The 24,292-nt window shown below is 63.8% G+C and carries 21 protein-coding genes; 8 read left to right on the top strand and 13 right to left on the bottom strand.

The features are described from left to right. Window positions 1-84: 84 nt before the first annotated feature. The 3 genes from A6B35_RS07890 (at window position 85) to A6B35_RS07880 (ending at window position 3,226) form a co-directional block, all read left to right on the top strand. Window positions 85-1,008, top strand: coding sequence for a sulfite exporter TauE/SafE family protein (locus A6B35_RS07890; RefSeq protein ID WP_006202983.1), 924 nt, complete (start codon window positions 85-87; stop codon window positions 1,006-1,008). Next, entirely contained in the window at window positions 1,008-1,796 is a 789-nt protein-coding gene (locus A6B35_RS07885) for a TIGR02186 family protein (protein ID WP_006202982.1), read from the top strand. The genes A6B35_RS07890 and A6B35_RS07885 overlap by 1 nt, the downstream gene beginning before the upstream one ends. A gap of 173 nt (window positions 1,797-1,969) precedes the next feature. Continuing rightward, window positions 1,970-3,226: an Hsp70 family protein gene (locus A6B35_RS07880; RefSeq protein ID WP_006202981.1), complete on the top strand. Its 1,257-nt coding sequence runs from the start codon at window positions 1,970-1,972 to the stop codon at window positions 3,224-3,226. A gap of 5 nt (window positions 3,227-3,231) precedes the next feature. On the opposite strand, the gene A6B35_RS07875 is transcribed toward A6B35_RS07880, so the two are convergent. Then, on the bottom strand, window positions 3,232-4,128 hold the full coding sequence (locus A6B35_RS07875; protein ID WP_006202980.1) for a LysR family transcriptional regulator: 897 nt from the start codon (window positions 4,126-4,128) through the stop codon (window positions 3,232-3,234). 125 nt (window positions 4,129-4,253) lie between these two features. Between A6B35_RS07875 and A6B35_RS36155 the strand changes: the two genes are divergently transcribed. From A6B35_RS36155 to A6B35_RS07855, 4 genes are read left to right on the top strand one after another with little or no spacing between them, the layout of a single operon-like run. Then, window positions 4,254-4,412, top strand: a complete 159-nt coding sequence (locus A6B35_RS36155; RefSeq protein ID WP_167361596.1) for a hypothetical protein — start codon at window positions 4,254-4,256, stop codon at window positions 4,410-4,412. Beyond that, the gene (locus A6B35_RS07865) at window positions 4,409-7,339 is read left to right on the top strand and encodes a molybdopterin oxidoreductase family protein (RefSeq protein WP_006202978.1); all 2,931 of its coding nucleotides are present in this window, start codon (window positions 4,409-4,411) and stop codon (window positions 7,337-7,339) included. The genes A6B35_RS36155 and A6B35_RS07865 overlap by 4 nt, the downstream gene beginning before the upstream one ends. Continuing rightward, window positions 7,336-8,070, top strand: a complete 735-nt coding sequence (locus A6B35_RS07860; RefSeq protein ID WP_006202977.1) for a 4Fe-4S dicluster domain-containing protein — start codon at window positions 7,336-7,338, stop codon at window positions 8,068-8,070. Before A6B35_RS07865 ends, A6B35_RS07860 begins: the two co-directional genes overlap by 4 nt. Window positions 8,071-8,074: 4 nt before the next feature. Then, window positions 8,075-9,010: a dimethyl sulfoxide reductase anchor subunit family protein gene (locus A6B35_RS07855; protein ID WP_006202976.1), complete on the top strand. Its 936-nt coding sequence runs from the start codon at window positions 8,075-8,077 to the stop codon at window positions 9,008-9,010. 3 nt (window positions 9,011-9,013) lie between these two features. On the opposite strand, the gene pdeM is transcribed toward A6B35_RS07855, so the two are convergent. The 5 genes from pdeM to A6B35_RS07830 form a co-directional block, all read right to left on the bottom strand. Further along, a complete protein-coding gene (gene pdeM, locus A6B35_RS07850; RefSeq protein ID WP_006202975.1) occupies window positions 9,014-9,730 on the bottom strand; it encodes a ligase-associated DNA damage response endonuclease PdeM in 717 nt (238 codons plus the stop codon). A gap of 21 nt (window positions 9,731-9,751) precedes the next feature. Beyond that, window positions 9,752-12,271, bottom strand: a complete 2,520-nt coding sequence (locus A6B35_RS07845; RefSeq protein WP_006202974.1) for a ligase-associated DNA damage response DEXH box helicase — start codon at window positions 12,269-12,271, stop codon at window positions 9,752-9,754. 103 nt (window positions 12,272-12,374) lie between these two features. Continuing rightward, the gene (locus A6B35_RS07840; protein WP_006202973.1) at window positions 12,375-13,235 is read right to left on the bottom strand and encodes a C40 family peptidase; all 861 of its coding nucleotides are present in this window, start codon (window positions 13,233-13,235) and stop codon (window positions 12,375-12,377) included. A gap of 47 nt (window positions 13,236-13,282) precedes the next feature. Then, a complete protein-coding gene (locus tag A6B35_RS07835) occupies window positions 13,283-13,633 on the bottom strand; it encodes a MarR family winged helix-turn-helix transcriptional regulator (RefSeq protein WP_006202972.1) in 351 nt (116 codons plus the stop codon). 70 nt (window positions 13,634-13,703) lie between these two features. After that, on the bottom strand, window positions 13,704-15,068 hold the full coding sequence (locus A6B35_RS07830; RefSeq protein WP_006202971.1) for a leucyl aminopeptidase family protein: 1,365 nt from the start codon (window positions 15,066-15,068) through the stop codon (window positions 13,704-13,706). Window positions 15,069-15,193: 125 nt separating this feature from the next. Here A6B35_RS07830 and A6B35_RS07825 point away from each other — a divergent pair, with 125 nt between their 5' ends. After that, complete coding sequence (locus A6B35_RS07825) at window positions 15,194-16,015, top strand: tetratricopeptide repeat protein (protein ID WP_006202970.1); 822 nt, start codon at window positions 15,194-15,196, stop codon at window positions 16,013-16,015. 165 nt (window positions 16,016-16,180) lie between these two features. Here the strand turns inward: A6B35_RS07825 and A6B35_RS07820 are convergent, their stop codons facing one another. The 7 genes from A6B35_RS07820 to cpaB all read right to left on the bottom strand — a co-directional run bounded on the left by A6B35_RS07820 (window position 16,181) and on the right by cpaB (window position 24,239). Then, window positions 16,181-17,197: a type II secretion system F family protein gene (locus tag A6B35_RS07820; protein ID WP_006202969.1), complete on the bottom strand. Its 1,017-nt coding sequence runs from the start codon at window positions 17,195-17,197 to the stop codon at window positions 16,181-16,183. 69 nt (window positions 17,198-17,266) lie between these two features. Then, a complete protein-coding gene (locus A6B35_RS07815; RefSeq protein ID WP_006202968.1) occupies window positions 17,267-18,280 on the bottom strand; it encodes a type II secretion system F family protein in 1,014 nt (337 codons plus the stop codon). A gap of 29 nt (window positions 18,281-18,309) precedes the next feature. Continuing rightward, a complete protein-coding gene (locus A6B35_RS07810; RefSeq protein WP_006202966.1) occupies window positions 18,310-19,815 on the bottom strand; it encodes a TadA family conjugal transfer-associated ATPase in 1,506 nt (501 codons plus the stop codon). 29 nt (window positions 19,816-19,844) lie between these two features. After that, complete coding sequence (locus A6B35_RS07805) at window positions 19,845-21,128, bottom strand: CpaE/TadZ family protein (RefSeq protein WP_193364564.1); 1,284 nt, start codon at window positions 21,126-21,128, stop codon at window positions 19,845-19,847. Between the two features lie 29 nt (window positions 21,129-21,157). Further along, entirely contained in the window at window positions 21,158-21,898 is a 741-nt protein-coding gene (locus tag A6B35_RS07800; protein WP_006202963.1) for a CpaD family pilus assembly protein, read from the bottom strand. A 14-nt stretch (window positions 21,899-21,912) separates the two neighbouring features. Next, window positions 21,913-23,430: a type II and III secretion system protein family protein gene (locus A6B35_RS07795; RefSeq protein ID WP_006202961.1), complete on the bottom strand. Its 1,518-nt coding sequence runs from the start codon at window positions 23,428-23,430 to the stop codon at window positions 21,913-21,915. Continuing rightward, window positions 23,427-24,239, bottom strand: coding sequence for a Flp pilus assembly protein CpaB (gene cpaB / locus A6B35_RS07790; RefSeq protein WP_040582984.1), 813 nt, complete (start codon window positions 24,237-24,239; stop codon window positions 23,427-23,429). The genes A6B35_RS07795 and cpaB overlap by 4 nt, the downstream gene beginning before the upstream one ends. Window positions 24,240-24,292 lie beyond the last annotated feature (53 nt).

Genomic DNA, 24,292 nt, shown 5'->3' with positions numbered 1-24,292 from the left:
CGGCGCAAGAAAAAATTGGCTTTTCGGTGCGACACTGCCGCAACGGCTGCAATCGCCGACAGGCAAACTGATCGAGACTGACGGGTGGGCATCTATCTCCCGATCGCGGAAATTTCCGTCAACGTCTTCGTACTGCTGGCCATGGGGGCGGCGGTTGGCTTCCTGTCGGGCATGTTCGGGGTGGGTGGCGGCTTTCTCATCACCCCGCTGCTGATCTTCTACAACATCCCGCCGGCGATCGCGGTCGCCACCGGCGCCAACCAGGTCATCGCCTCCTCGTTTTCGGGCGCGCTGTCGCACATGAAGCGCGGCACGCTCGACTTCAAACTCGGCGGGGTGCTGCTCGCCGGCGGCATTGTCGGTTCGACCGGCGGCATTTTTGTCTTTGCGCTTTTGCGCCGGATGGGGCAGCTCGACCTGTTCATCTCGCTGCTCTATGTCGTGCTGCTCGGCACGGTCGGCGGTCTGATGCTGGTCGAAAGCGTGAACGCGCTGCGCGCCACCCGCAGCGGTGCCGCTCCGGTGCTGAAGAAATCCGGCCAGCACAACTGGATCCACCGGCTGCCGCTGAAGATGCGCTTCAGGGCCTCGAAACTGTTCGTCAGTGTCATCCCGGTGCTAGGGCTCGGCGCCGGCATCGGCTTCCTGTCGTCGATCATGGGCGTCGGCGGCGGCTTCATCATGGTGCCGGCACTGATCTATCTGCTGAAGGTGCCGACCAACGTCGTCATCGGCACCTCGCTGTTCCAGATCATCTTCACCTCGGCCTACACCACGCTGGTCCACGCCACCACCAACCAGACGGTCGATGTCATGCTTGCCTTCCTGCTGATGGCCGGCGGCGTCGCCGGCGCGCAATATGGCGCCAAGGCCGGCCAGAAGCTGCGCGGCGAGCAGTTGCGGGCGCTGCTGGCGATGCTGGTGCTGGCGGTCGCCATCCGGCTTGCCATCGATCTGTTCGTCACGCCGCCCAATCTTTATTCGCTGTCCGCCGCGGGCCTGAACTGATGGCGGGCCTGAAAGCGTTCGCAGCCGCTGCTTTCCTGTCGCTCGTCGCCGCATTGCCTGCGGTCGCGCAGACGCCGCCGGCCGAAAGCATCCAGATCGGGCTGTCCACGGATGCCGTGTCGATCACCGCCGGATTTTCCGGCGCCGACCTCACCATCTTCGGTTCGCTGGAGAACGCCGATCCGCTCGTCGCGCGCCAGGGACGCTACGACGTGATCGTCGTGCTTGAAGGCCCGCCACGGCCGGTGGTCGTGCGGCGCAAGGACAGAGTGCTCGGCGTCTGGATCAATCTGGAGTCGGAAACGTTCGAGAACGTGCCGGTCTCCTATTCGGTGGCAAGCACGCGCCCGCTGCAGGATGTCACCGATCCGAACAGCTACAAGCAGCTCTCGCTCGGTGCCTCCAATCTCTACATGAAGCCAGCTGACGTGACCGACAGCCCGGCGACGATCGAGGAGTTCACCGCCGCGTTGAGGGACCGCAAGACCGCGACCGGCCTCTATAGCGAGAATGTCGGCGGCGTGCAGTTCCTGTCGCAGAACCTGTTTCGCGCCACCGTCAGGCTGGCGCCCAATGTCCCGGTCGGCACCCATAAGGCCCGCGCCTTCCTGTTCAAGAGCGGCATGTTCATCAAGGAGAGCTCGGCCCAGCTCGAAATCCGCAAATCCGGTTTCGAACAGTCGATCTTCCGCGTCGCGCACGACTATTCGTTCCTCTACGGCGTCTTCGCCGTATCGCTCGCCATGCTCACCGGCTGGCTTGGAAGGCTGATCTTCCGCAAAGACTAGATTTCCTCGCGAAAGCCTGTTCCCCTTTGCGGGCTCATGCGCTAGACCGCCGCCTCCCGGCGCAACAAGCGCACATCACAATCCGGTTCGGCAGAAAGGTCCGGTCACCCGGACATTGGCGCAGCTGACAAGGCTCCGTCCCGCTGCCCCAAAAAAAGCGACAGGAAACTGCGATGCGACCAGCATTCGGCGGTATCGACTTCGGCACGTCCAATTCCACCGTCGGCGTGATCCGCGACGGACAGCCCCGGCTGGTGGGACTGGAGGACGGCCAGGTGACGCTGCCAAGTGCTGTGTTCTTCAACTTCGACGACAACCACACCTATTTTGGGCGCCGGGCCATCGCCGACTATACCGACAGCATCGAAGGCCGCCTGATGCGTTCGCTGAAGAGCGTACTCGGCAGTTCGCTGGTGCATGAGAAGACGCGCATCAAGGCGCGCTCGATCGGCTTCATGGAAATCGTCGGGCTGTTCATCGGCCACTTGAAAAGGCGGCTGGAGGAAGATGCAAAGGCACCTGTCGAAAACGTGGTGCTTGGGCGTCCGGTGCAGTTCGTCGACGATGACGCGCAAGCCGATGCGAAGGCGCAAGGCGAACTCGAGAACGCAGCGCGCATCCAGGGCTTCAAGCACATCGCCTTCCAGTTCGAGCCGATCGCAGCAGCGCTCGACTACGAACAGAAGGTCACGCGCGAGGAACTGGCGCTGATCGTCGACATGGGCGGCGGCACGTCGGACTTTTCGATCGTGCGCGTCTCGCCCGAGCGAGCCCGCTCGACCGATCGCAAGGACGACATCCTGGCCAACCGGGGCATCCATATAGGCGGCACCGATTTCGACCGGCTGCTCAGCATCGCCCATGTGATGCCGCAGCTCGGCTATCTGACGCCGACCAAGGACGGCAAGCGCAATTTGCCGGCGAGCTATTTCATCGACCTGGCGACATGGCAGCGCATCAACCTCGTCTACACTGCCAGGGCGATGACGCATCTGAGACAGATCCGGTTCGAGGCCGAACGCGCCGACCTGGTCGATCGCTTCATCCATATCGTCGAACATCGCTACGGACATGCGCTGGCAGGTTTGGTCGAAAAGGCCAAGATCGCACTGACGGACCAACCCTCGGCCGGCGTGCAGGTCCCGCTTCCCGACGCGCGCTTCGCCGCCGAGATCACGCGGGCAGGCCTCGAAGCGACGATCGGGGGGGATATCGATAGAGTGACCGCGACGGTCGGCCAGACCATCAGGGACGCCGGTGTAAAGGCCACCGACATCACCGCCGTATTCCTCACCGGCGGATCGACGGCAATTCCGCTGGCGAGGCGGCAGATCCTGGAACTGATGCCGCAGGCCTCCGTCATCGAAGGCGACATGTTCGGTTCGGTCGGGCTCGGGCTAGCATTGGATGCGCAGCGGAAGTTCGGCTGATCCAGCTAGGCTGAAGCCATCGCCTTCTCGCTCAGATGGGCCTTCAATGCCATCTGGGCGAGGCTGGCCTGACGGTCGCGGTGGGTGATGATGGCGAAGTCGCGCTTCGGCAGGTCGATCGGCACCGAGCGCAGGCTGCCCTCGGCAATCGCGCCGGCGACGACGAGTTCGGAAATGATGGTGGCGCCGGCGCCGGCCTCGACCGCCTGACGGATTGCCTCGTTGCTCGGCAGCACCAGGAATATCTGGAGCTCGGCGAGTGAAATCTCCTCGCGACGCGCCAGATCCTCCAGCACCTCGCGCGTGCCGGAACCGCCCTCGCGGATGATCCAGCGCAGTTCCCTGATGTCGGGGCGGCCCGGCGCGATGTCGGCAATCTCCGGATGCGAGGTGGCAACGACAAGCTTCAGCCTGTCGATGTCGACCTTGGCGCGCCGCAAGATGTCGGATTCGGTGCGCCCCTCGACCAGGCCGAAATCCGCCGTGCCGTCCAGAACATGGGTCTCGACCTGCCTGGTGTTGCCGATGGTGACGCTCAGCCTGACGGCAGGGTACGCCTCATGGAAGGAAGCCAGCCGGCGCGGCAGCCAATAGCTGGCGATGGTCTGGCTGGCGGCGATCGAAAGCGAGCCGGTGACGGTCTGCGAGACATCCTCGAGCACGTTGCTTGCGGCGGCCGCTCGTTCGAGCACGGCCTTGGCCTCCGGCAGGAACCGGCGACCGGTCTGCGCCAGCTCGATGTTGCGGCCGACCCGGTTGAACAGCTGCACACCATGCTGCTGTTCAAGCGCGCGGATGGCCGCCGACGCCGCCGACTGGGAGATGCCCAAAAGCGCTGCCGCCTTGGTCATGTGGCCGCGCTCGGCGACGGCGACGAAGATGCGTAGCTGGTCGAGGGTCATGATCAACTAAGAAGCAAACTCGATCGGAATTACAAGAGCTGCTTGTTAGACAGATCAATTGCTTTGTTCTAAGTTTTTGCGGAAAGTTGGAAAAAATTGGCGGTGCCGCCGCAAAGGTTGGGAAATTGATCGGGCGCTTCAAATCGCTGTTCGCGCACTGGACCCGCCGGGTAAGGCGGCGGTTCGCCGGCGAGCGCTACCACCCTGAACAGCATTACATGCGCGGCCCCGGACCGAAGACGAAAGCCAAGACGGCGAGCGGCAAGAGCGTTCGCGGATCATGAGCCACGGAGCGCCTCGCGGCGCCAATTCCGCACCGTCGCAACGGCCGCTGGCCGACACGCGCGCACCCGACGAAGGCGACGGAGTCGACACTTCGCCAAGCGTCTCCGACAGGATCGCCAAGACCACCTGCTACATGTGCGCCTGCCGCTGCGGCATCGACGTCCACATCAAGGACGGCAAGGTCCGCTACATCAACGGCAACAAAGACCATCCCGTCAATCGCGGCGTGATCTGCGGCAAGGGCAGCTCCGGCATCATGCAGCACTACAGCCCGGCGCGGCTGAAGAAGCCGCTGCTGCGCACCGGCCCGCGCGGCTCGGGAGAATTCCGCGAGATCGAATGGGAGGAAGCCCTTTCGATCGCGACGGAGCGGCTTTCCGCGATCCGCCGGACCGATCCGAGGAAGCTTGCCTTCTTCACCGGGCGCGATCAGTCGCAGTCGCTGACCGGCTGGTGGGCGAGCCAGTTCGGCACGCCGAATTTTGCCGCCCATGGCGGCTTCTGCTCGGTCAGCATGGCGGCCGGCGGCCTCTACACGATCGGCGGCTCGTTATGGGAGTTCGGCGAGCCCGACTGGGACAACACCAAGTACTTCATGCTGTTCGGTGTCGCCGAGGACCATGATTCCAACCCGATCAAGATCGGCTTGGGCAAGCTCAAGGCGCGCGGCGCCAAGGTGGTCTCGATCAATCCATGCCGGACCGGCTACAATGCGATTGCCGACGACTGGATCGGCATCCGACCCGGCACGGACGGCCTGTTCGTGTTCGCCCTCATCCACGAGCTGCTGAAGGCCGGCCGGGTCGATCTCGATTATCTGCTGCGCTACACCAACGCGCATGTGCTTGTCGTGCAGGAGCCTGGCGCTGCCGATGACGGCCTGTTCGTGCGCGACGGCGCCGGCAATCCGCTGGCCTGGGACAGGGTGGCCAAGGCGCCCGTCAAGGCTGCAGATGCCGATGCCAAGCCAGCACTGACCGGCAGCTTCACCGTCGATGGCCGCCGCTGTGTGCCGGTATTCCAGCTCGTCGCCGACCGTTATCTCGATGAAAGCTCTTCGCCCGACGCGGTCGCCGAGCGCTGCGGCGTTGCTGCCGACACGATCCGCAAGATCGCCGCCGAGCTGGCGCATGTCGCGTTCGAACACACGATCGAATTGCCGGTGGCCTGGACAGATTGGGCCGGCCGTCGGCATGAGACGATCAAGGGCCGGCCGGTGTCGATGCATGCGATGCGTGGCATCTCGGCCCATTCGAACGGTTTTCACTCCTGCCGCGCCATTCATCTGTTGCAGGTGCTGCTCGGCACGGTGGACGTGCCGGGCGGATTCCGCTTCAAGCCGCCTTATCCCCGCCCGGCGCCGCCGGGGCCGAAGCCGGCGGGCAGGAATGTGCAGCCGATGACGCCGCTCGAGGGCATGCCGCTCGGCTTCGTCTGCGGGCCGGACGATCTCTTGGTCGACGAGGCAGGCACGCCCATCCGCATCGACAAGGCCTATTCCTGGGACGCGCCATTGGCCGCGCACGGCCTCATGCACACCGTCATACGCAACGCCTGGGCGGGCGATCCTTACCGGATCGACACGCTCATGATGTACATGTCGAACATGGCCTGGAATTCCTCGATGAACACTGTCGAGACGATCGCCATGCTGACCGACGCAGACGAGGCCGGCAACTACAAGATCCCCTTCATCATCTATTCCGACGCCTATTGTTCCGAGACGGTGCCGTTCGCCGATCTGGTGCTGCCCGACACCACCTATCTCGAAAGACATGATTGCATCAGCCTGCTCGACAGGCCGATCAGCCACGCCGACGGGCCGGGCGACGCCATCCGCCATCCGGTGGTCGAGCCGGACCGCGATGTCAGGCCGTTCCAGTCGGTGCTGATCGAGCTCGGTGCGCGGCTCGGCCTACCCGGCTTCGTCGAGGACGACGGCTCGGCAAAGTACCGCGACTATGCCGACTACATCGTCAATCACGAACGCACGCCCGGCATCGGGCCGCTGGCCGGCTGGCGCGGCAAGGACGGGACGGCGATCGGCAGCGGCACGGTCAATCCGGACCAGTTGCAGCGCTACATCGACAATGGCGGCTTCTGGCACCACGATTTTTCCGCCGACCAACGCTACTACAAGATGGCCAACCGCTCCTATCTCGACTTCGCCGAGCAGATGGGGTTCATCCCGAAGGCCGAACCGATCGTCTTCCAGCTCTATTCCGAGCCCATGCAACGCTTCCGGCTTGCGGCGCGCGGCCATGGAAAGATGCAGCCACCGGAAGCCGAGCGCAGCCGCATCGAAACCTATATGGACCCGCTGCCGTTCTGGTATGCGCCGTTCGAGGAAGCAGCCGTCGGCCTGCAAGAATATCCGCTGCATGCGCTGACGCAGCGGCCGATGCACATGTACCATTCCTGGGGTTCTCAGAATGCGTGGCTGAGGCAGATCACCAGCCAGAACCGGCTGTTCGTGCACCACCAGACCGCAGCCGGACGTGGCCTTGCCGATGACGATTGGGTGTGGATCGAGAGCATAAACGGCCGGGTGAAGGGACAGATCAAGCTGGTCGACGGCGTCAATCCCGACACTGTGTGGACCTGGAACGCCATCGGCAAGCGGCGCGGCAGCTGGGGGTTGAAGGACGATGCCGCCGAGAGCAATCGCGGCTTCCTGCTCAACCACATCATCGGCGACCAGACATCCGCCGACGCGAACGGCAAGCGCTATTCGAATTCGGACCCGGTCACCGGACAGGCGGCATGGTTCGATCTCAGGGTGCGCATCGTCAAATGCGCAGCCGAGGAAGCCGGTTTCACCGAACCGCAATTCGAGCGTTTTCACCAACCGCCGCGTTTCGAACCCTCGCCCGACAAGCTCAGCTTCGGCGCCGAATTCCGCACAAACAGGGAAGCCGCCGAATGACCTGCCTTCCCGCCCACACCGACAAAAGGCTCGGCCTGGTCATCGACCTCGACACCTGCGTCGGCTGCCAGGCCTGCGTCACCGCCTGCAAGGAATGGAACACCGGCGGCCACATGGCGCCGCTGACCGACATCGACCCCTATGGCAGCAATGTCGACGGCGTCTGGTTCAACCGCGTGCACAGCTACGAGCACATAACGGAGATGGGCGGGCGCACCGTCAACTTCCCGCGCTCCTGCCTGCATTGCGAGACGCCGGCCTGTGTCACCGTCTGCCCGACGGGCGCGTCCTACAAGCGCGCCTCGGACGGCATCGTGCTGATCGATGAGGACAAGTGCATCGGCTGCAAATTGTGCAGCTGGGCCTGCCCCTATGGCGCGCGCGAATTCGACACCGATGTCGGCGTCATGAAGAAATGCACGCTGTGCGTCGACCGCATCTACAACGACAATCTGGTCGAGGAAGACCGCGTGCCGGCCTGCGTCGCCGCCTGCCCGACCAGCGCCCGGCATTTCGGCGATCTCGGCGACCCCGCCTCGGCGGTTTCTCAGTTGGTGGCGGATCGCGGCGGCGTCGACCTGATGCCCGAGATGGGTTATCACCCGACCAACAAGTACCTGCCGCCGCGCGCCCACACCCAACGCGCCGCATCGGTGGCCGCACCCGCGCTCGAGCCGGTGCGGGCCGAAGGCGGTTTCCTCGGCTGGGTCGACCGCATGCTTTCGAACTGACCCGATGCATCCAGCCTTTTCCGTCGTCTTCTTCACCACCGCCACCGGTGCCGGCTACGGCCTGCTGGCGCTGCTTGGCGTGCTCGGCGGATTGGGCTTAATCCCACCTGATTTCTGGTTCGGGCTCATCGGCATGGGGCTGGCGCTCGGCCTGATCGCCGCCGGCCTGCTGTCGTCGACCGGCCATCTCGGCCGGCCGGAACGGGCCTGGCGCGCCTTCTCGCAGTGGCGCAGCTCCTGGCTGTCGCGCGAGGGCGTGTCGTCGGTCCTGACCTTCATTCCGGCCGGCCTGTTCGGCATCGGCTGGCTGTTTTTCGGCCGCACGGGTGTCTGGGTCACCTTGGCCGGATTGCTGGCTGCCGTCGGCGCGATCGTCACCGTCTGCACCACAGGCATGATCTATGCCTCGCTGAAGCCGATCGCCCAGTGGCACAGCCGCTTCACGCTGCCTGGCTATCTGATCTTCTCGGCGATGACCGGCAGCGTGCTGCTGAACGCGCTGCTGCAGGTTTTCGCCATCGGCTCGACCGCCATTGCTGCCGCCGCCCTGCTGGTGACGATGCTCGGCTGGGGCTGGAAGCTGGCGACGTGGCGCTACAATGATGCGCTGGAGATCGCGACCACCGCCAATACGGCGACGGGGCTCACTGGCGGCACAGTGCGCTCGCTGGAATGGCCGCACACAGAAGAAAATTACCTTCTCAAGGAAATGGGTTTTCGCATCGCGCGCAAGCACGGCGCAAAGCTGCGGCTGATCACGCAGATTTTGGCCTTCGCCTTGCCCGCTCTGCTGTTGCTCGCGGCGATCTTTCTGCCTTGGCCGTTGGCGGCGATCGCATCGGTACTCGCGGCCTTCGCCCAGTTCGCCGGCATGCTGGTCGAGCGCTGGCTGTTCTTCGCCGAGGCCAAGCACACGGTCACTTTGTACTATGGCAGATAGGTTTTACCCTGGCCTGAGCATCGAGCCGGAAATGGCAAAGATGCGCTCCGCACCGAGCATATAGGCCATCAGCGTCTCACGGCGGAACAGGCCGGCATAGGCGTGGTCGAGCACGTTGAGCGAGCCGGTATAGGCGCCGAAGGCGGGCATGATCATGCGGCCGCCATCCGCGGCAAAGCAGCGCCGCCGCACCGAGCGGCCACGCTGGACGATCCGGGCGCATGGGTGCAGATGGCCTGATATCTCGCCTTCGACACGCACCTTCGATGGCTCATGCCGGAACAGCAGCGCGCCGATGGCGAGTTCGCGCACGGTGTCACCAGGCAGGTCGGCCGGCGCGTCCGGATCATGATTGCCGGCGATCCAGAACCAGTCGCGGCCAGCCATCAGCGCCTCCAGGCGCTCGCGAAAACTTTGATGCATGCGCCCGGCACCGCCGCCGTCATGGAAACTGTCGCCGAGGCTGATGACGATCGCCGGCTGATAATCTGATATCACCGCCTGCAGCCGGAGCAAGGTGGCGCCGGTGTCGTAAGGCGGGATCAGCGCACCGCGGCGGGCAAAGGACGAGCCTTTTTCGAGATGCAGGTCGGACACCGCCAGCAGCCGAAGCTCGGGAAAATAGAGCACGCCACGCGGATCGCAGACCGCACGCTCGCCGGCGATGCCGACCAGGTCGGCCTCTGCCATCAGCGACGTGCGCGCCAGCGAGAAATTCATGCCCTCGTCACTCTCAGTTCGTCACCTTCGGCCCATGGCCTCCTCGACCAGATCGGCGGCTTCCATCAGCAGCGTCTCGTTGGCGCCGCCATTGACCGGTTCCTTGCCGATCTCGAGCATCACCGGTATCGCCAGCGGCGAGATCTGGTCGAGATGCTTATGCACGATTCGGCCGCGCACACGCGAGAGCATCTCGGCAAGTCTGCTGACATCGAGCAGGCCGGCGGAGGCGTCTGTGCGCGTCGCCTGCAGCAGGATATGGTCCGGCTCGTGGCTGCGCAGCACGTCGTAGATCAGGTCGGCCGACACCGTCACCTGCCGGCCGCTCTTCTCCTGCCCGGGGTAGCGCTTCTCGATCAGCCCGGCGATGACCGCGCAGGTGCGGAAGGTGCGCTTCAGCATCCAGCTGTCGTTCAGCCAGGCTTCGAGATCGTCGCCCAGCATGTCCTCGTCGAACAGCGCTGCCAGCGACGGTTTCTTCGCCTTGAACAGCGCTGCCATGTCGTCCAACGCCCAGACGGCCAGCGAATAGTCGGTGGCGACGAAGCCGAGTGGCCGGGCGCCTACCCGCTCCAGCCGTCGCGTCAAGAGCATGCCGAGCGTTTGATGCGCCAGCCGGCCTTCGAAGGGATAGGCGACCATGTAGTGGCGGTTGCCGCGCGGAAAGGTCTCGACCAGCAGGTCGCCGCGCTTCGGCAGCACCGACTTCTCCTTCTGCAGCCGCAGCCAATCGGCGACCTGTTCCGGCAGTGCCTGCCAGCGGTTGCTGTCGGCCAGCATGCCGCGCACCTGTTCGGCGAGATAGGTCGACAGCGGAAACTTGCCGCCGGCATAACTTGGCACGATGATGTTGGCACCGGCGCCGCTGGAGACGACGCATTCATTCTCGCGGATGCCTTCGAAGCGCAGCACCTTGCCGGCGAACAGGAAATTGTCGCCGGGGCGCAACGTTTCGGCAAAATATTCCTCGATCTTGCCAAGCACCGGCCCGCCGCGGCCAGCCATGCCGCGCCCCTGCTTGACATAGCGGACATTGAGTTCCGGCATCTCGACGATGGTGCCGACGTTCAGCCGGTATTGCTGGGCGACGCGCGGATGCGAGACGCGCCACAGCCCGTCGACCGTCTTGCGGATGCGGGCGTAGCGCTCGTAGTTCTTCAGCGCATAGCCGCCGGTGGCGACGAAGTCGACGACGCGGTCGAAAGTCTCGCGCTCCAGGGCGGCATAGGGTGCCGCACTGCGCACCTCCTCGAACAGAAGATCGGCATCGAAGGGCGCACCGCAGGCGACACCCAGCACATGCTGCGACAGCACATCGAGCGCGCCCTTGATCAGCGGCGGCGTGTCCTGCGCGCCGAGATAGTTGGCGTCGAGGGCGGCGCGACATTCCAGCACCTCGAAGCGGTTGGCCGGAATGAGGATCGCCTTCGACGGTTCGTCCATGCGGTGGTTGGCGCGGCCGATGCGCTGCGCAAGCCGACTGGCGCCCTTCGGCGCACCGACATGGACGACCAGATCGACATCGCCCCAGTCGATGCCGAGATCGAGCGTCGAGGTGGCGACGATGGCGCGCAGGGCATTCTCGCCCATAGCCTTCTCGACGCGCCGGCGCTGGCCAACATCGAGCGAGCCGTGATGGAGCGCAATCGGCAGCGAATCCTCGTTCGCCCGCCACAACTCCTGGAATAGAAGTTCGGCCTGGCTGCGGGTGTTGACGAACAGCAGCGTCGTGCGGTGCTTCTTGATCGCCTCGTAGATCTCCGGAATGGCGTAGCGGGCCGAATGGCCCGACCACGGCACGCGTTCTTGTGAATCGAGAATCGAGATGTCGGGCTTGGCGCCGCCGACCACGGTGATCAGCTCTGCCATACCGCCCAGCGGGTTCTGGCTAACCAACCAACGCCGCAACTCATCGGGCTCCGCAACGGTGGCAGACAGACCTATGGTCTGCAGCTTGGGCACATAGTTGCGCAGCCGCGCCAGACCGAGCGCCAGCAGGTGACCGCGCTTCGAGATCACCAGCGAGTGCAGCTCGTCGAGCACCACGTAGCGCAGATCCTCGAAGAAGCGCCTGGCGTCGGGTGCCGCGATCAGCAGCGCCAGTTGTTCGGGCGTCGTCAGCAGGATATCCGGTGGCACCAGCTTCTGCCGCTGGCGCTTGTGCGAGGGCGTGTCGCCGGTGCGCGTCTCTATTGTGACGGGCAGGCCGATCTCTTCCACCGGCTTGCCGAGGTTGCGCTCGATGTCGACGGCTAAAGCCTTCAGCGGCGAGATGTAGAGCGTGTGGATGCCGCGATGCGCCTGGCCCGGTTTTCGCCTGGGACGATCGGCGAGTTCCGTCAGGGACGGCATGAAGCCGGCCAGCGTCTTGCCGGCGCCGGTCGGCGCGATCAGCAGCACGGACTGCCCGGCCTGGGTCCTCGCCAGCAACTCGATCTGGTGGGCGCGCGGCGCCCAGCCTTTTTGCGCGAACCATCTGACGAATGGCTCGGGCAGGACGACGGCGGCATTCTGTTCGGCAAGGCGCGGCTGCTCTGTCACACGCCAGAGGTAGCGCGACAGCGCGAGAACGCCAAGCAGATTCGGAACAAAAAGTGATCGAAGAGCGCGTTCCTCGCCCCGTTTACGGGGAGAAGGAAGAGGCCTACGGCCGCCGGAACCCCGTCGGGCCGCCATAGAGATAGCCGATGCGGGCGATGGCGTCCTTCAGCCCTTCGCGCGACACCAGCATGGTGTGGCCATTGGCGTGGATCATGGTCTCGGCGTCGGTCATGATGGCGACATGGCCTTTCCAGAAGACAAGGTCGCCGCGACACAGCCCGCTGAAATCCGGGCCGGGTTCGAGCGGCTCCCCGATGGTCGCCGCCTGCATGTCGGAATCACGCAGCACATCCTTGCCTGCCATGCGCATCGCCAGTTGCACGAGGCCGGAACAGTCGATGCCGAAGCCCGAGGCACCGCCCCAGAGATAGGGTGTGCCGAGAAAAGTTTCCGCGACCGATACATAGTCGGCAGACTTATCCGCGATCGGCCTGAGATGGCCTGCAATGACCGCCTGACCAGAGGGCAGCAGAGCATAGTGCGTGCCGCGGGTTTCCGCGGCACCCGTCACCGTCACCGCCGACCCCATCGACAACTGACCGCTGATCGGAAAGCGCAGGTCTGGACCGGGATAGAGGAAGGTGCGCGGCACCGAGACAGTATGGGTCGGCGGATGGTCCCTCGCTCCCAGCACGGTGTCGGTGACATAGCCGACATAGCCGTCCCGCTCGACCTGTATCCAGGCCCAGCCTTCCTTCTCCTCGAAGACGAGGACATCTTCGCCGAACAGGGCCTGGGTGTTGACCCCGGCATCCCAGCTCGGCGCCTTGCGGATATCGGCGACGGAAACCGAAATCCGCGCCGGCTGGCCGGGCACGAAACGATCGGCGGAAACTTCGCCTTTCAGCCGCGCATCGGCGAGATCGGCACGAAAGGCGTGAAGGCGGGCATCCCTGGCGGTCAAATCGGCAACTCGTTTCTAATCGGTAAGGTGGGCAAATCGACAATTGGTCAGATGGGCAGTTCATGGGCCCTGGCAACGATACCATCGCCGAAGCGCTCGACAAAGAGCGCGCCCTCGACAGTGCGCCTGATCAGCACGTTGCGCTTGTCGAGTTCGTCGCGATGGCGCGACACCAGCTTCAGCGCGCCCATCGTGTCGAGCGCGCGGGTGATGACCGGCTTGGTGACGTTGAGCCTTGCGGCCAGCCCGCGCACAGTGTGCGGCGGCGGGTCGAGATAGATGGTGAACAGGATCGCCGTCTGGCGCATGGTGAGATCGGGCGCGCCGTCGCGCACCTGCGACAGCATCACCTGCTGCCACAATCGCATGGCCTGGCTCGGACGCATCGAGATCGACATCGCCCCAGCATGACGCCAAATTGTTTCGGTTCCGTTTCAGTTTCAGAGTTTTGCCGGCTGCTCTGGATGGTCAGCCGTAACGTGTCGAGATGATCCGCTCCAGCGCGCGAATGCCTTGCGCCTCGCCGCCGGCGACGCCGTGCGGGCGATCGGACGGGTTCCAGGCAAAGATGTCGAAATGCACCCAGCTGTGAGTCTTCTCGACAAACCGCTTGAGGAACAGTGCCGCGGTGATCGAGCCGGCAAAACCGTCCGTGGTGACGTTGTTGATGTCGGCGATCTTCGACGACAGTTTTGCATCATAGGGCCGCCAAAGCGGCATGCGCCACAACGGATCCTCGACCATGACGGAAGCTGCCGCGAGATCGTCGGCCAGCGCCTCGTCGCCGGTGTAGAAAGGCGGCAGGTCGGGGCCAAGCGCAACGCGGGCCGCTCCGGTCAGCGTCGCCATGTCGACCAGCAGTTGCGGTTCGTCGTCGTCGGCCAAAGCCAGCGCATCGGCCAGCACCAGCCGCCCCTCGGCGTCCGTGTTGCCGATCTCGACGGTGATGCCCTTGCGGCTCGTCAGCACGTCACCCGGCCGGAACGCATTTCCCGCAATCGAATTCTCGACCGCGGGGACGAGCACGCGCAGCCGCACGTACAATCCAGCGGCCATGATCATCGAAGCGAGGCCGAGCACATTGGCGGCGCCGCCCATGTCCTTCTTCATCAGCAGCATGCCCGATGACGGCTTGATGTCGAGACCACCCGTATCGAAGCAAACGCCCTTGCCGACCAGCGTTATCTTCGGCGCGCCCTCCGGTCCCCATCTCATGTCGATCAGGCGCGGCGCATCGGATGATGCGCGACCGACCGCATGGATCATGGGGAAGTTCTGCGCAAGCAGGTCGTCGCCCCTCGTCACCGACACCTCGGCCTGATGCTCAGCGGCCAGCATCCGAACCGCCACCTCCAAATGGTCGGGCCCCATGTCGCTGGTCGGCGTGTTGACCAGATCGCGCGTCAGGAAAACGCCGTCGACGATGCGGCCGACGCGTGCCGCATCGGCGCCGGATGGCAAGGCGAAGCGCAGCGCCTTGCCTGACTTCTTGCCGTAACGCGTAAAGACATAGCCGCCGAGCGCCAGCGCAATGGCCGCGAGTTCGGGCTCCGAGGGGTCGGAGGCAAAATGCCAGTCGCCTTCCGGCAAGGCTCGCGCCAAGGCACCGACGGCAAGCATGCCCTCGCCATCGCCGATGCCGAACAGCGCACCGGCAAGCGCGCCGCTCTCGCCGGGAACGACAAGCGTCCTGCCGGCTTCACCGGAGAAGCCGTTGGCCTTGGCCCAGGCGATCGACGACGGCGCGAGACCGGCTGCCTCCAGATCGCCCTTTGCCACCAGATGAACCGGCAAGGCAGTCTGCAGCGTGCGTTCGACAAGTTCGACAGGCATACGATGATCTCCGGCCGGTCGCATCGCGAGTCGGCGTTTCTTAACTGTCCGTTAGGGTTAACAGAATATTTCTGCGGGAGGGAAGACGGCCAGGCAATGGCCGCGTGAATGGAGACCGGGTGCCAATGCCGATCAAAGTGTCGAACATCACAGGCAAGCGTCTGATCACCACTGCATTCTTGGCGGCGTTGGCGGCGAGCGTAGCGGGTTGCGGCACCACCAGCAAGTTCACGACCGGCTCGATTTCCCGCTCCAGCGGCAAACCACTGGAGACCATGGCCGCCGGCGAGCTGCACAACGCGACGATAGCGCTCGGCGAGTCCTACGCCAAGAATCCCAACGACAAACGCATCGCCACGAACTATGCGGCGGCACTGCAGATGGACGGCGATGCCGACCAGTCGCTCGCCGTCATGCGCAAGCTGGCGATTGCCTTCCCCAAGGACCGCGACGTGCTTGCCGCCTATGGCAAGGCGCTGGCCGCCAACGGGCAGTTCGAGCCGGCGCTCGATGCGGTTCGCCGCGCGCAGACGCCGGAATATCCGGACTGGCGGCTGGTTTCTGCGGAAGCGGCCATTCTCGACCAGTTGGGGCAGAAGGACGAAGCGCGCCAGAATTACCGCAAGGCGCTCGACCTCAAGCCGAACGAACCATCGATCCTGTCCAATCTCGGCATGTCCTACGTGCTGGAAGGCGATCTGCGCACGGCAGAAACCTATATGCGCTCGGCCGCCGAGCAGCCCAACGCCGACAGCCGGGTCCGGCAGAACCTGGCTTTGGTCGTCGGCCTGCAGGGCCGCTTCGACGAGGCAGAGAAGATCGCCTCGCAGGAGCTCTCGCCCGAGCAGGCACAGGCCAACGTCGCCTATCTGCGCCAGATGCTTGCGCAGCAGAACGCCTGGAGCCAGCTCAAGGACCAGGACAAGGACAAGCCCGCCACCAACTGAAGGCACGGCTGGAGCAATTCCTGGAAAAGTGCTTAGCGGTTTCCGTTCGGAATTGCGCAAAAGCTGATCCGCGCCAGCGCATCCATCCTGCAATCCCGCCAAAGACAAAAACCGCGCGGCATAGCCAGCGCGGCTTTTCGTAAATGCGTGAGCCGGATCTCGGCGCTACTCGCTGCTCGACTTCTGCTGATCGCCAAAGATGCCGCGCTGGCTGACCTGGATGCCGGCCGGGCCGAGGATGATGGCGAACAGCACCGGCAGGAAGAACAGGATCATCGGCACGGTGAGCTTGGGCGGCAGCGCGGCGGCCTTCTTCTCGGCAGCGTTCATGCGCATGTCACGACTTTCACTGGCCAGCACGCGCAGCGCATGCGCCACCGGCGTGCCGTAGCGCTCCGCCTGGACCAGCGCCTGCGTAACCGACTTGACCGATTCCAGGCCGGTGCGGCTGGCGAGGTTCTCATAGGCCACCTTGCGTTCCTGCAGGTAGGAGAGCTCGGCATTGGTCAGGACGAATTCTTCCGCCAATGCCACCGATTGCGCGCCGATCTCGTCGGCGACCTTGCGCAGGGCAGCCTCCACGGACATGCCGGACTCGACGCAGATCAGCATCAGGTCGAGTGCGTCCGGCCACGCCATCTGGATCGACTGCTTGCGTTTGGCGGCGCGGTTGTTGACGTAGAGTATCGGCGCATAGAAGCCGCCATAGGCGACGACAACGCAGACGAACAGCTTGATGAAAGGCGGCTGCAGAGGCAGTCCGCCGAGCATGAAAACGTAAAGAGCCGCCAACGCGAAACCGACGAAGGGCAGGACAAGGCGGAAGAACAGAAAGCGCGTCAGCGGATTCTGGCCGCGAAAACCCGCCACCTTGAGCTTCTGCAATGTGCTCTCATCGGCCAGCGCGCGCTTCAGATCCAGCCGATCGACGATGTTGCGCATGCCGATCGACTGTTCCTCGCGAAGGCCCTTGCGGCGGCGATCGGCTTCGTTGGCAAGCCGCGTGCGCTGCTTGGCGCGCAATTCGTCACGCTCGAGCGCCACCGATTTCATGCGCGACTTGAGCTGGTTGCCGCCAAGGGCAGGCAAGACCGTGAAGACGGTCGCAAACACCGCGATGCCGACCAGGAGCGCGATCAGGAAAGCGGGGTCGGTAAGGGATTTGACGACCTGGTCTGTCATTGGTTTCTATCTTTTTTGTTCGAGCATGATCTTCTCCGAAAACCGGGACCCACTTTTCGGGATCATGCTCTAGACATCGAAGTTCATCATCTTGCGCATCACCATGATGCCAATCGACATCCAGACCAGTGAGCAGCCGATGATCAGGTGGCCGGTGCTGGTGGTGAAGAGCGGCATGATGTAGTTCGGGCTCGACAGGTAGACGAGAAAGGCGACGACGAAAGGCAGGGCGCCGATGATGACCGCGGAGGCCTTGGCCTCCATCGAAAGTGCCTGCACCTTGGCCTTCATCTTCTTGCGGTCGCGCAGCACGCGCGAAAGATTGCCAAGCGCTTCGGAAAGATTGCCGCCGGCCTGCGACTGTATCTGGATCACGATGCCGAAGAAGCCCGCCTCAGGGCAAGGCATGGTCTCGGCCATGCGGATCGCCGCATCGGGGATCGACATGCCCATCTGCTGTGAATCGATGATACGGCGAAACTCGGTCTTTACCGGTTCCGGAGATTCGTTGGCGATCAGGCGGATTGAGTCATTGAGCGGCAGGCCCGACTTGACCGCCCGCACTATGATGTCGAGGGCGTTCGGAAACTCGGCGAGGAATGCCTTGACGCGCCGGCCGCGGCGAAACGCGACGAACCAGCGCGGCAGACCAAGGGCGCCGGCCAGCAACGCGCCCGGAAGGATCAGCAAAGGCGCACCGGCCATATAGGCGAGAGCCGTGAGAACGATGCCGCAGACGGCCGAGTAGATGTAGAAGCGCTCAATGGAAACCGTCATGCCGGCTTGACGGATCAGCGCCTTCAGCGGCGGCTTCTTGACGTTGCGATCGTTGGATTTCTGTTTTTCGTCGAGCTGCTTCAGCGAATCCTGGACGGACTTTCGCCGCTTGGTTGCTTCGGCGACACGATCACGCGAGGCCTTGACGACGGAACGATCGGTTTCGGCGGTCTTGATGGTCTCGAGACGCTTGCCGACCTGCTTCTCGTTGCTCATCCGGGTGAACAGGAAAGCATAGGCGACCGCGCCGGCGCTGAAGCCGGCCAGCACGACAAACGCCAGTACTGTGGTGTCAATTCCGAACATCGACCAGGACCCCTACGCCTCCAGATGCGTCAGTCAGCGCGTTTCTCCATGGCCTCGAGCGCCGTGGCGAGGCGCTGTTCCTCGCCATAGTAGCGGGCGCGATCCCAAAAATGCGGCCGGCCGATGCCGGTCGACACGTGCTCGCCCAGCAGCCTGCCGTTCGAGTCCTCGCCCTTGATGTTGTAGAGGACGAGGTCCTGCGTGATGATGACGTCACCTTCCATGCCGATCACCTCGGTGATGTGGGTGATGCGGCGCGATCCGTCGCGCAGGCGGGCCGCCTGTATGATCACGTCGATGGAGCCGACGACGATCTCGCGCACGGTCTTCTGCGGCAGCGAGTAGCCGCCCATGGCGATCATCGATTCGATACGGTTCAGGCATTCGCGCGGGCTGTTCGAGTGGATCGTCCCCATCGAGCCGTCGTGACCGGTGTTCATCGCCTGCAGCAGGTCGAAGACCTCCGGTCCGCGCACTTCGCCGACGATGATCCGCTCCGGCCGCATGCGCAGGCAGTTCTTGACCAGATCGCGCATGGTCACCTCGCCCTCACCCTCGAGATTGGGCGGGCGGGTTTCGAGGCGAACAACATGCGGCTGCTGCAGCTGCAACTCGGCCGAGTCTTCGCAGGTGATGACGCGTTCCTCACGGTCGATGTAGTTGGTCAGGCAATTGAGCAGCGTCGTCTTGCCCGAGCCGGTGCCACCCGAGATGACGATATTGCAGCGGACCCGGCCGATGATCTTGAGAACCTCGGCGCCTTGCGGCGAGATCGCGCCGAACTTGACCAGCTGGTCGAGCGTCAGCTTGTCCTTCTTGAACTTGCGGATGGTGAGCGCGGTGCCGTCGATCGAGAGCGGCGGCGCGATGACGTTGACGCGGGAGCCATCGGGCAGGCGGGCATCGCAGATCGGGCTGGATTCGTCGACACGGCGGCCAACCTGGCTGACGATGCGCTGGCAGATGTTGAGCAGTTGCTGGTTGTCGCGGAAACGGATCCCGGTCTGTTCGACCTTGCCGTTGACTTCAATGTAGACGTTCTTGGAGCCGTTGACCATGATGTCGGCGATGTCGTCGCGGGCGAGCAAGGGCTCCAGAGGGCCGTAGCCGAGCACATCGTTGCAGATGTCCTCGAGCAGTTCCTCCTGCTCGGCGATCGACATCGCGAAATTCTTGATCGCAATGATGTCGTTGACGATGTCGCGGATTTCCTCGCGCGCACTTTCAGGATCGAGCTTGGCAAGCTGCGACAGGTCGATCGTGTCGATGAGGGCGGAAAAGACCTGGCTCTTGGTGTCGTAGTAGCTTTCGCTGCGTTCGCGCTGGATCTTCTTCGGCGGCGGCGGCGCCAGCGGCGGCGGCTCGACCGGGCGTCGGGCGGGTGGGGCAACGGCGGCACCGGGCTGCGGCGTCGCAGAGGCCGGCCGCGCGAGAACCGCCGTGTCCGCGGGCACGGTCGCAGCCGGCGCCGGTGCCGGCTGACGGAATTCCGGATTGAACCGGTTGCCGTCGTCTGAGCCTCTCTTACCAAACATGATCGACTACCAATTCCGCTGCTTGAGCGTCACTTCTTGTTGCGCGAGAGCTTGCCAAGGAGCATGCCAAGTCCTGCCTTCTTCTTGGCCTTGATTTCGCTGCGCCCGGTCAGCACATGGGCGATCTCATTGACCAGGCCGACGATCGGGCTCTTGGCATCCATCTCGCCAAGCATGCGCCCGTTGTTGGACGCATTTCCGAACAGGAGCGGGTCGAATGGGATGACCGCCATCGGCGTGATGCCGAGCGGCTCGGCAAAATCCGACGACCCGATCTCGGGGCGCTTCGGCACGCCTGCCTGGTTGATGATCAGCCTTGGCGGCGGATCGTTCGGGCGAAGCCGTTTCAGCATGTCCACCATATTCTTGGTGTTGCGCAGATTGGCCAGTTCCGGCGTCGCGGTGATGACGATCTCGTCAGCCTTGATCAGGGTGCTCTTGGCCCATCCCGTCCAGACGTGCGGGACATCGAGCACCAGCAGCGGTGCGCTGCGCTGGGCCGTGTCGATCAGCTGCGAAAAGGCGTCGGGATCGAAATCGTAGACCCGCTCGAGCGTCGACGGCGCCGCCAGCAGCGACAGGTGCTCGGCGCATTGCGCCAGCAACCGGTCCAGATAGACCTCATCGACGCGCTCGGGCGAGAATACGGCTTCGGCGATGCCCTGTGCCGGATCCTGATCGAAGTTGATGTTGGCCGTGCCGAAGGCAAGATCGAGATCGGCCACCACCACTTCGGACTTGAACAGCGACGACATCGCCCAGGCGACGTTGTGGGCAATGGTCGAGGAGCCGACACCGCCCTTGGCACCGATGAAGGCGATCGAACGGCCGATCGGCTCGGCCTCCGGATCGACGAAGATCGACGAAACCACACTGACGATGTCGGTCATCGACACCGGTGCGATGACATATTCGGAAATACCCGAGCGGATGAGTTCGCGGTAAAGGCCGACATCATTGTAGTGGCCGATCACCACGACCTTCGAGGTCGGGTCGCAATATTCGGAAAGCTGGGCAAGCTGCTCCAGCAGTTGCTTGGGCTCGCTGCGCGATTCAAGCAGGATCAGGTTCGGCGTCGGCGCCGACTGATAGAATTCGATCGCCGTGGCGATGCCTCCCATATGGACCTTCAGATGAGCTTTCGCCATGCGGCGATCCTCACCGGCGAGCTTGACCGGATTGGCGACGCCCTCGGTCTCGCAAAATGCCTGGATCGAGATGCGCGGGACCGGCCGCAGGGCCTGCATCGCGGCAATGTCCTGTTGCGAGGTTTCTGCGCCATCTACCGGAGTGTCATAGGCAAGATTGCTCATCGTCATGCTCTTTCCGTGACTTGCGCCGCTCAGTAGGTCACTTCCGAATTGCCCAGGAACTCGTCCGAAATGCCCCTGCCACGGTACGTATCGATCACCGCGCTGCGATTTTCGGCATCAATATCGGAAGACTTGCGCGGGCCGAGCAGATCGGCCGGATTGGCCATCTGGGCGGCAAGGTTGTTCTGATACGAGCAGCCGAAATCCGCATAGTGCTTGTTTTCCGACGTCTGCAGCAGATCGTCGGGCCAGCGTCCGCATTTGTCGGTCTGGGCTTTCACCGAGATGTAGGCGACGCGCACAGGCGCCGACGCTTCGGCGGAAACGGACTGATAGGACGTCATCACGATCCGGTTCCGCTTTATGCCGCTGGCGACCGCCAACCTGGCGAAATCGCGTCCCGCCGCGGCCGCCGCGATCTCGTTGGCCGAGCCGACCGGGATTGCGATCGTCAGCGCCGGGGCCGCGCTCCTGTCATAGCCGTCGAGAAAGCCCAGCAGCGTGTCGCGCTGGGAACCGGTCATGCCGCGGTCGCCGGCGCCGACCGGAAGATCGATCTTCTGGTTCTTCTCGGCGATCATAATCGGGTGGTTGGTGCGATAGTCGTCCGGAATGGCGCCGACCGTGACGCTGTCGCGCTTGAGGTTGGCGCAGCCGGCAAGCGATGCGACGAGCAGGACCGCCAGGGCCGGAACGACCGTCCGGTGGATCCGCTTGCGGCCGGACCCTGCGGCGGTGATCATCATGGCCTTCGATGCTGACTGGAACATGTCCGCTTCCCCGCTCACTTGTAGATGAAGCCGACAACGCCGTGGTAGCGGCCGTTGGGCTTGTCGGTCTGCATCGTGCCGTAGACGCGATTGACGCGGCCAAGGAACATGCCGGCGCCATCGCTCGGCGCGTTGAAATTGTCGTCCGGCTTGGCGAGGTCGTTGCGCGCCACCGGCCGCGCCAGATAGGGCGTTATGATGATGACCAGTTCGCTTTCATTGCGGACGAAGTCACGGCTGCGGAAAAGGGCTCCGAGCACCGGAATCTTTGTCAGCCCAGGCAAGCCGTTTACCGCCTGCCTGATGTCATCACGGACGAGGCCGGCGATCATCATCGAGCCACCGGAAGGCAGTTCAACCGTCGTGTCGGCAAGGCGCTTGCGAAGCGATAGTACATTCATGCCCGGGGCGGACACGCCGCCGGACAGCGATACCGATCCTTCCGTCGTCGGTTCCGAAACCGACGTCCTTACTTTCAGACTGATACGTCCAGGCGACAGCACGACCGGCTGGAATTCAAGCCCGATACCATAATCGATCTTTTCCGTCGTATAGGTGATCCCGCCGCTGCTGTCTGGCGCGGATTGATTTTGCACTATGTTGTATTCGCCGCCGACCTTGAAGGTCGCCTTCTCGCCGGAGACGGCGGTCAAGGTTGGCTCGGCCAGCGTTTTCATGACGCCGGATTGCTCCATGGCGTTGATGTAGCCCTGCAATTCGTTGGTGGCGAAGTTGACACCCGAATGCGAAAGCGATTTGCCGAGCCCAGTGAAATTGTCACTGATGGCGCCGTAGGTGATGCCGTTGCTGCCGCCGCTTCCCATCATGTTGACGCCAAGCTGCTTCATCACCGAGCGGCTGACTTCGGCAACGGTCACCTTGAGCGTCACCTGATCATCGCCAATGATCTGCAGCAGGTTGACGATCTTCGAGACGCGGCGCTCGGCGTCCGGATTGTTGATGTCGACGCCGCCATTGGCGGAGCCGCCGGCGGCGGTCTGTGAATATTGACCGGTCGTCGCTTCACCGCCGGACACGAAGATGGTTGCCAGGTCGACCGCGCGCTTGGCGTCGAGCGGGGTATCGACGCTTCCGGTCAGAACGACATTGTCGTTGAGCAGTTCGACCTTGATCTCGGACGACGGAATGAAACGCTTGAGATAGTCCTCAAGTCCGGCGACATCGCGCTCGACCGCCAGGTCCAGGCTGACGATCTGCTCGCCATTGGGGCCGAAGACGAAGATGTTGGTCTCACCGACCGACTTGCCGAACAGATAGATGCGCCGTGCCGTACGGGTCACCGCATCGGCGACCGCCGGATTGGCGACGAGGATGTCATAGGCGTCGCTCGGCAGGTCGATGACCACCGATTTGTTGAGGCCAAGCTTGACGCGCTGCGTGGCGACGGATGCCGTGACGCCGGCTGTCCTGTTCGCAGCCTTCGCTTCGACAAGGCCAGGCGCGTTCGTGCCGGCCAGGAACAGGCCGATTGCCACCGCCATCGCGAACGGCAGTTTACCGTTTAGCCTCATTTCCTTGCTCCCACTTCGGAAACTTCGCCCGACTTGATCAACCGCACCGTTCCGCGCCGGCCGTTGCCGGAAACGAGATAGTCAGCCTCGCCCAAATTCTTTTCCTGGCTGTCCGTGATCGAGCGCAGCGCCAGCGTCAGGCGATCCGCCATCTGCTGGGCGACCGTGATGATCTCGGCCTGCTGTGGCGTCAGTTCCAGCGTGGCGGTCTGGCCGACCCTGGTCTTCTTGCCTTCCTCATCTTCCTGGATGGTCTGGTCGATCGCCAGAACGCGGATATTCTTCAGGATGGTCTCGGTGGTGAAACCGCTGCCACCGGTCCCGGTATCGGAGCGGCGGGTCATTATGACGTCGACGAAGTCATTGGGCAGGATGAAGCCGCCCGCGGACGTATCGGCCGATATCGCGGTCGCGACGGCGCGCATGCCGGAGGGCAGGATCGACGACATGAAACTCTGCCCCTCGCCGATGAGCTTGGAGCGCCGCAGCGGCTCGCCGGTGAACATCGCCACGCGGGCAACGGACCCCTTCAGCTTCTCGACCGCATCGGGCTCTACGGCGCGGGTGATGAAATTGGCATTGATGCCGTTGGACGGCCACGACTCCCAGCTGATGTTGTTTTCCAGCGGGCTGCCCATGGCGACATCGCCGGACAGGACAAGCACGTCCTGCAATGCGATGGCCGGCGCCTGCGGAGAATCGACGATGACCTGAGGCGGCGGAGTCGCCACCATGTTCTTCGCCACATATCCTGCACCACCCGCCGCGGCCACCGCCACGCTCAGAATGATCAGTCGGGATGCTGGCATCTGTCCGAACCCTCGCCTTTGGCAAACCACCTAGCCAAGGGGGACTTTGCAGC

Source organism: Mesorhizobium amorphae CCNWGS0123 (assembly GCF_001686985.1).
In the GTDB taxonomy this organism is placed as follows: Bacteria; Pseudomonadota; Alphaproteobacteria; order Rhizobiales; family Rhizobiaceae; genus Mesorhizobium; species Mesorhizobium amorphae.
The sequence above is the reverse complement of the archived record's forward strand: the minus strand, read 5'-3'. Positions and strand labels throughout refer to the sequence as shown.

What these genes read in the sequence shown, in the direction of transcription:
- A6B35_RS07860 (WP_006202977.1), top strand. Translation starts at nt 7,336, where the DNA reads ATGACCTGCCTTCCCGCCCACACCGACAAAAGGCTCGGCCTGGTCATC.
- A6B35_RS07815 (WP_006202968.1), bottom strand. Translation starts at nt 18,280, where the DNA reads ATGTTCGGAATTGACACCACAGTACTGGCGTTTGTCGTGCTGGCCGGC.
- pdeM (WP_006202975.1), bottom strand. Translation starts at nt 9,730, where the DNA reads ATGAATTTCTCGCTGGCGCGCACGTCGCTGATGGCAGAGGCCGACCTG.
- A6B35_RS07820 (WP_006202969.1), bottom strand. Translation starts at nt 17,197, where the DNA reads ATGACAGACCAGGTCGTCAAATCCCTTACCGACCCCGCTTTCCTGATC.
- A6B35_RS07885 (WP_006202982.1), top strand. Translation starts at nt 1,008, where the DNA reads ATGGCGGGCCTGAAAGCGTTCGCAGCCGCTGCTTTCCTGTCGCTCGTC.
- A6B35_RS07810 (WP_006202966.1), bottom strand. Translation starts at nt 19,815, where the DNA reads ATGTTTGGTAAGAGAGGCTCAGACGACGGCAACCGGTTCAATCCGGAA.
- A6B35_RS07805 (WP_193364564.1), bottom strand. Translation starts at nt 21,128, where the DNA reads ATGAGCAATCTTGCCTATGACACTCCGGTAGATGGCGCAGAAACCTCG.
- A6B35_RS07855 (WP_006202976.1), top strand. Translation starts at nt 8,075, where the DNA reads ATGCATCCAGCCTTTTCCGTCGTCTTCTTCACCACCGCCACCGGTGCC.
- cpaB (WP_040582984.1), bottom strand. Translation starts at nt 24,239, where the DNA reads ATGCCAGCATCCCGACTGATCATTCTGAGCGTGGCGGTGGCCGCGGCG.
- A6B35_RS07880 (WP_006202981.1), top strand. Translation starts at nt 1,970, where the DNA reads ATGCGACCAGCATTCGGCGGTATCGACTTCGGCACGTCCAATTCCACC.
- A6B35_RS07830 (WP_006202971.1), bottom strand. Translation starts at nt 15,068, where the DNA reads ATGCCTGTCGAACTTGTCGAACGCACGCTGCAGACTGCCTTGCCGGTT.
- A6B35_RS07795 (WP_006202961.1), bottom strand. Translation starts at nt 23,430, where the DNA reads ATGAGGCTAAACGGTAAACTGCCGTTCGCGATGGCGGTGGCAATCGGC.
- A6B35_RS07865 (WP_006202978.1), top strand. Translation starts at nt 4,409, where the DNA reads ATGAGCCACGGAGCGCCTCGCGGCGCCAATTCCGCACCGTCGCAACGG.
- A6B35_RS07800 (WP_006202963.1), bottom strand. Translation starts at nt 21,898, where the DNA reads ATGTTCCAGTCAGCATCGAAGGCCATGATGATCACCGCCGCAGGGTCC.
- A6B35_RS07825 (WP_006202970.1), top strand. Translation starts at nt 15,194, where the DNA reads ATGCCGATCAAAGTGTCGAACATCACAGGCAAGCGTCTGATCACCACT.
- A6B35_RS07835 (WP_006202972.1), bottom strand. Translation starts at nt 13,633, where the DNA reads ATGTCGATCTCGATGCGTCCGAGCCAGGCCATGCGATTGTGGCAGCAG.
- A6B35_RS07875 (WP_006202980.1), bottom strand. Translation starts at nt 4,128, where the DNA reads ATGACCCTCGACCAGCTACGCATCTTCGTCGCCGTCGCCGAGCGCGGC.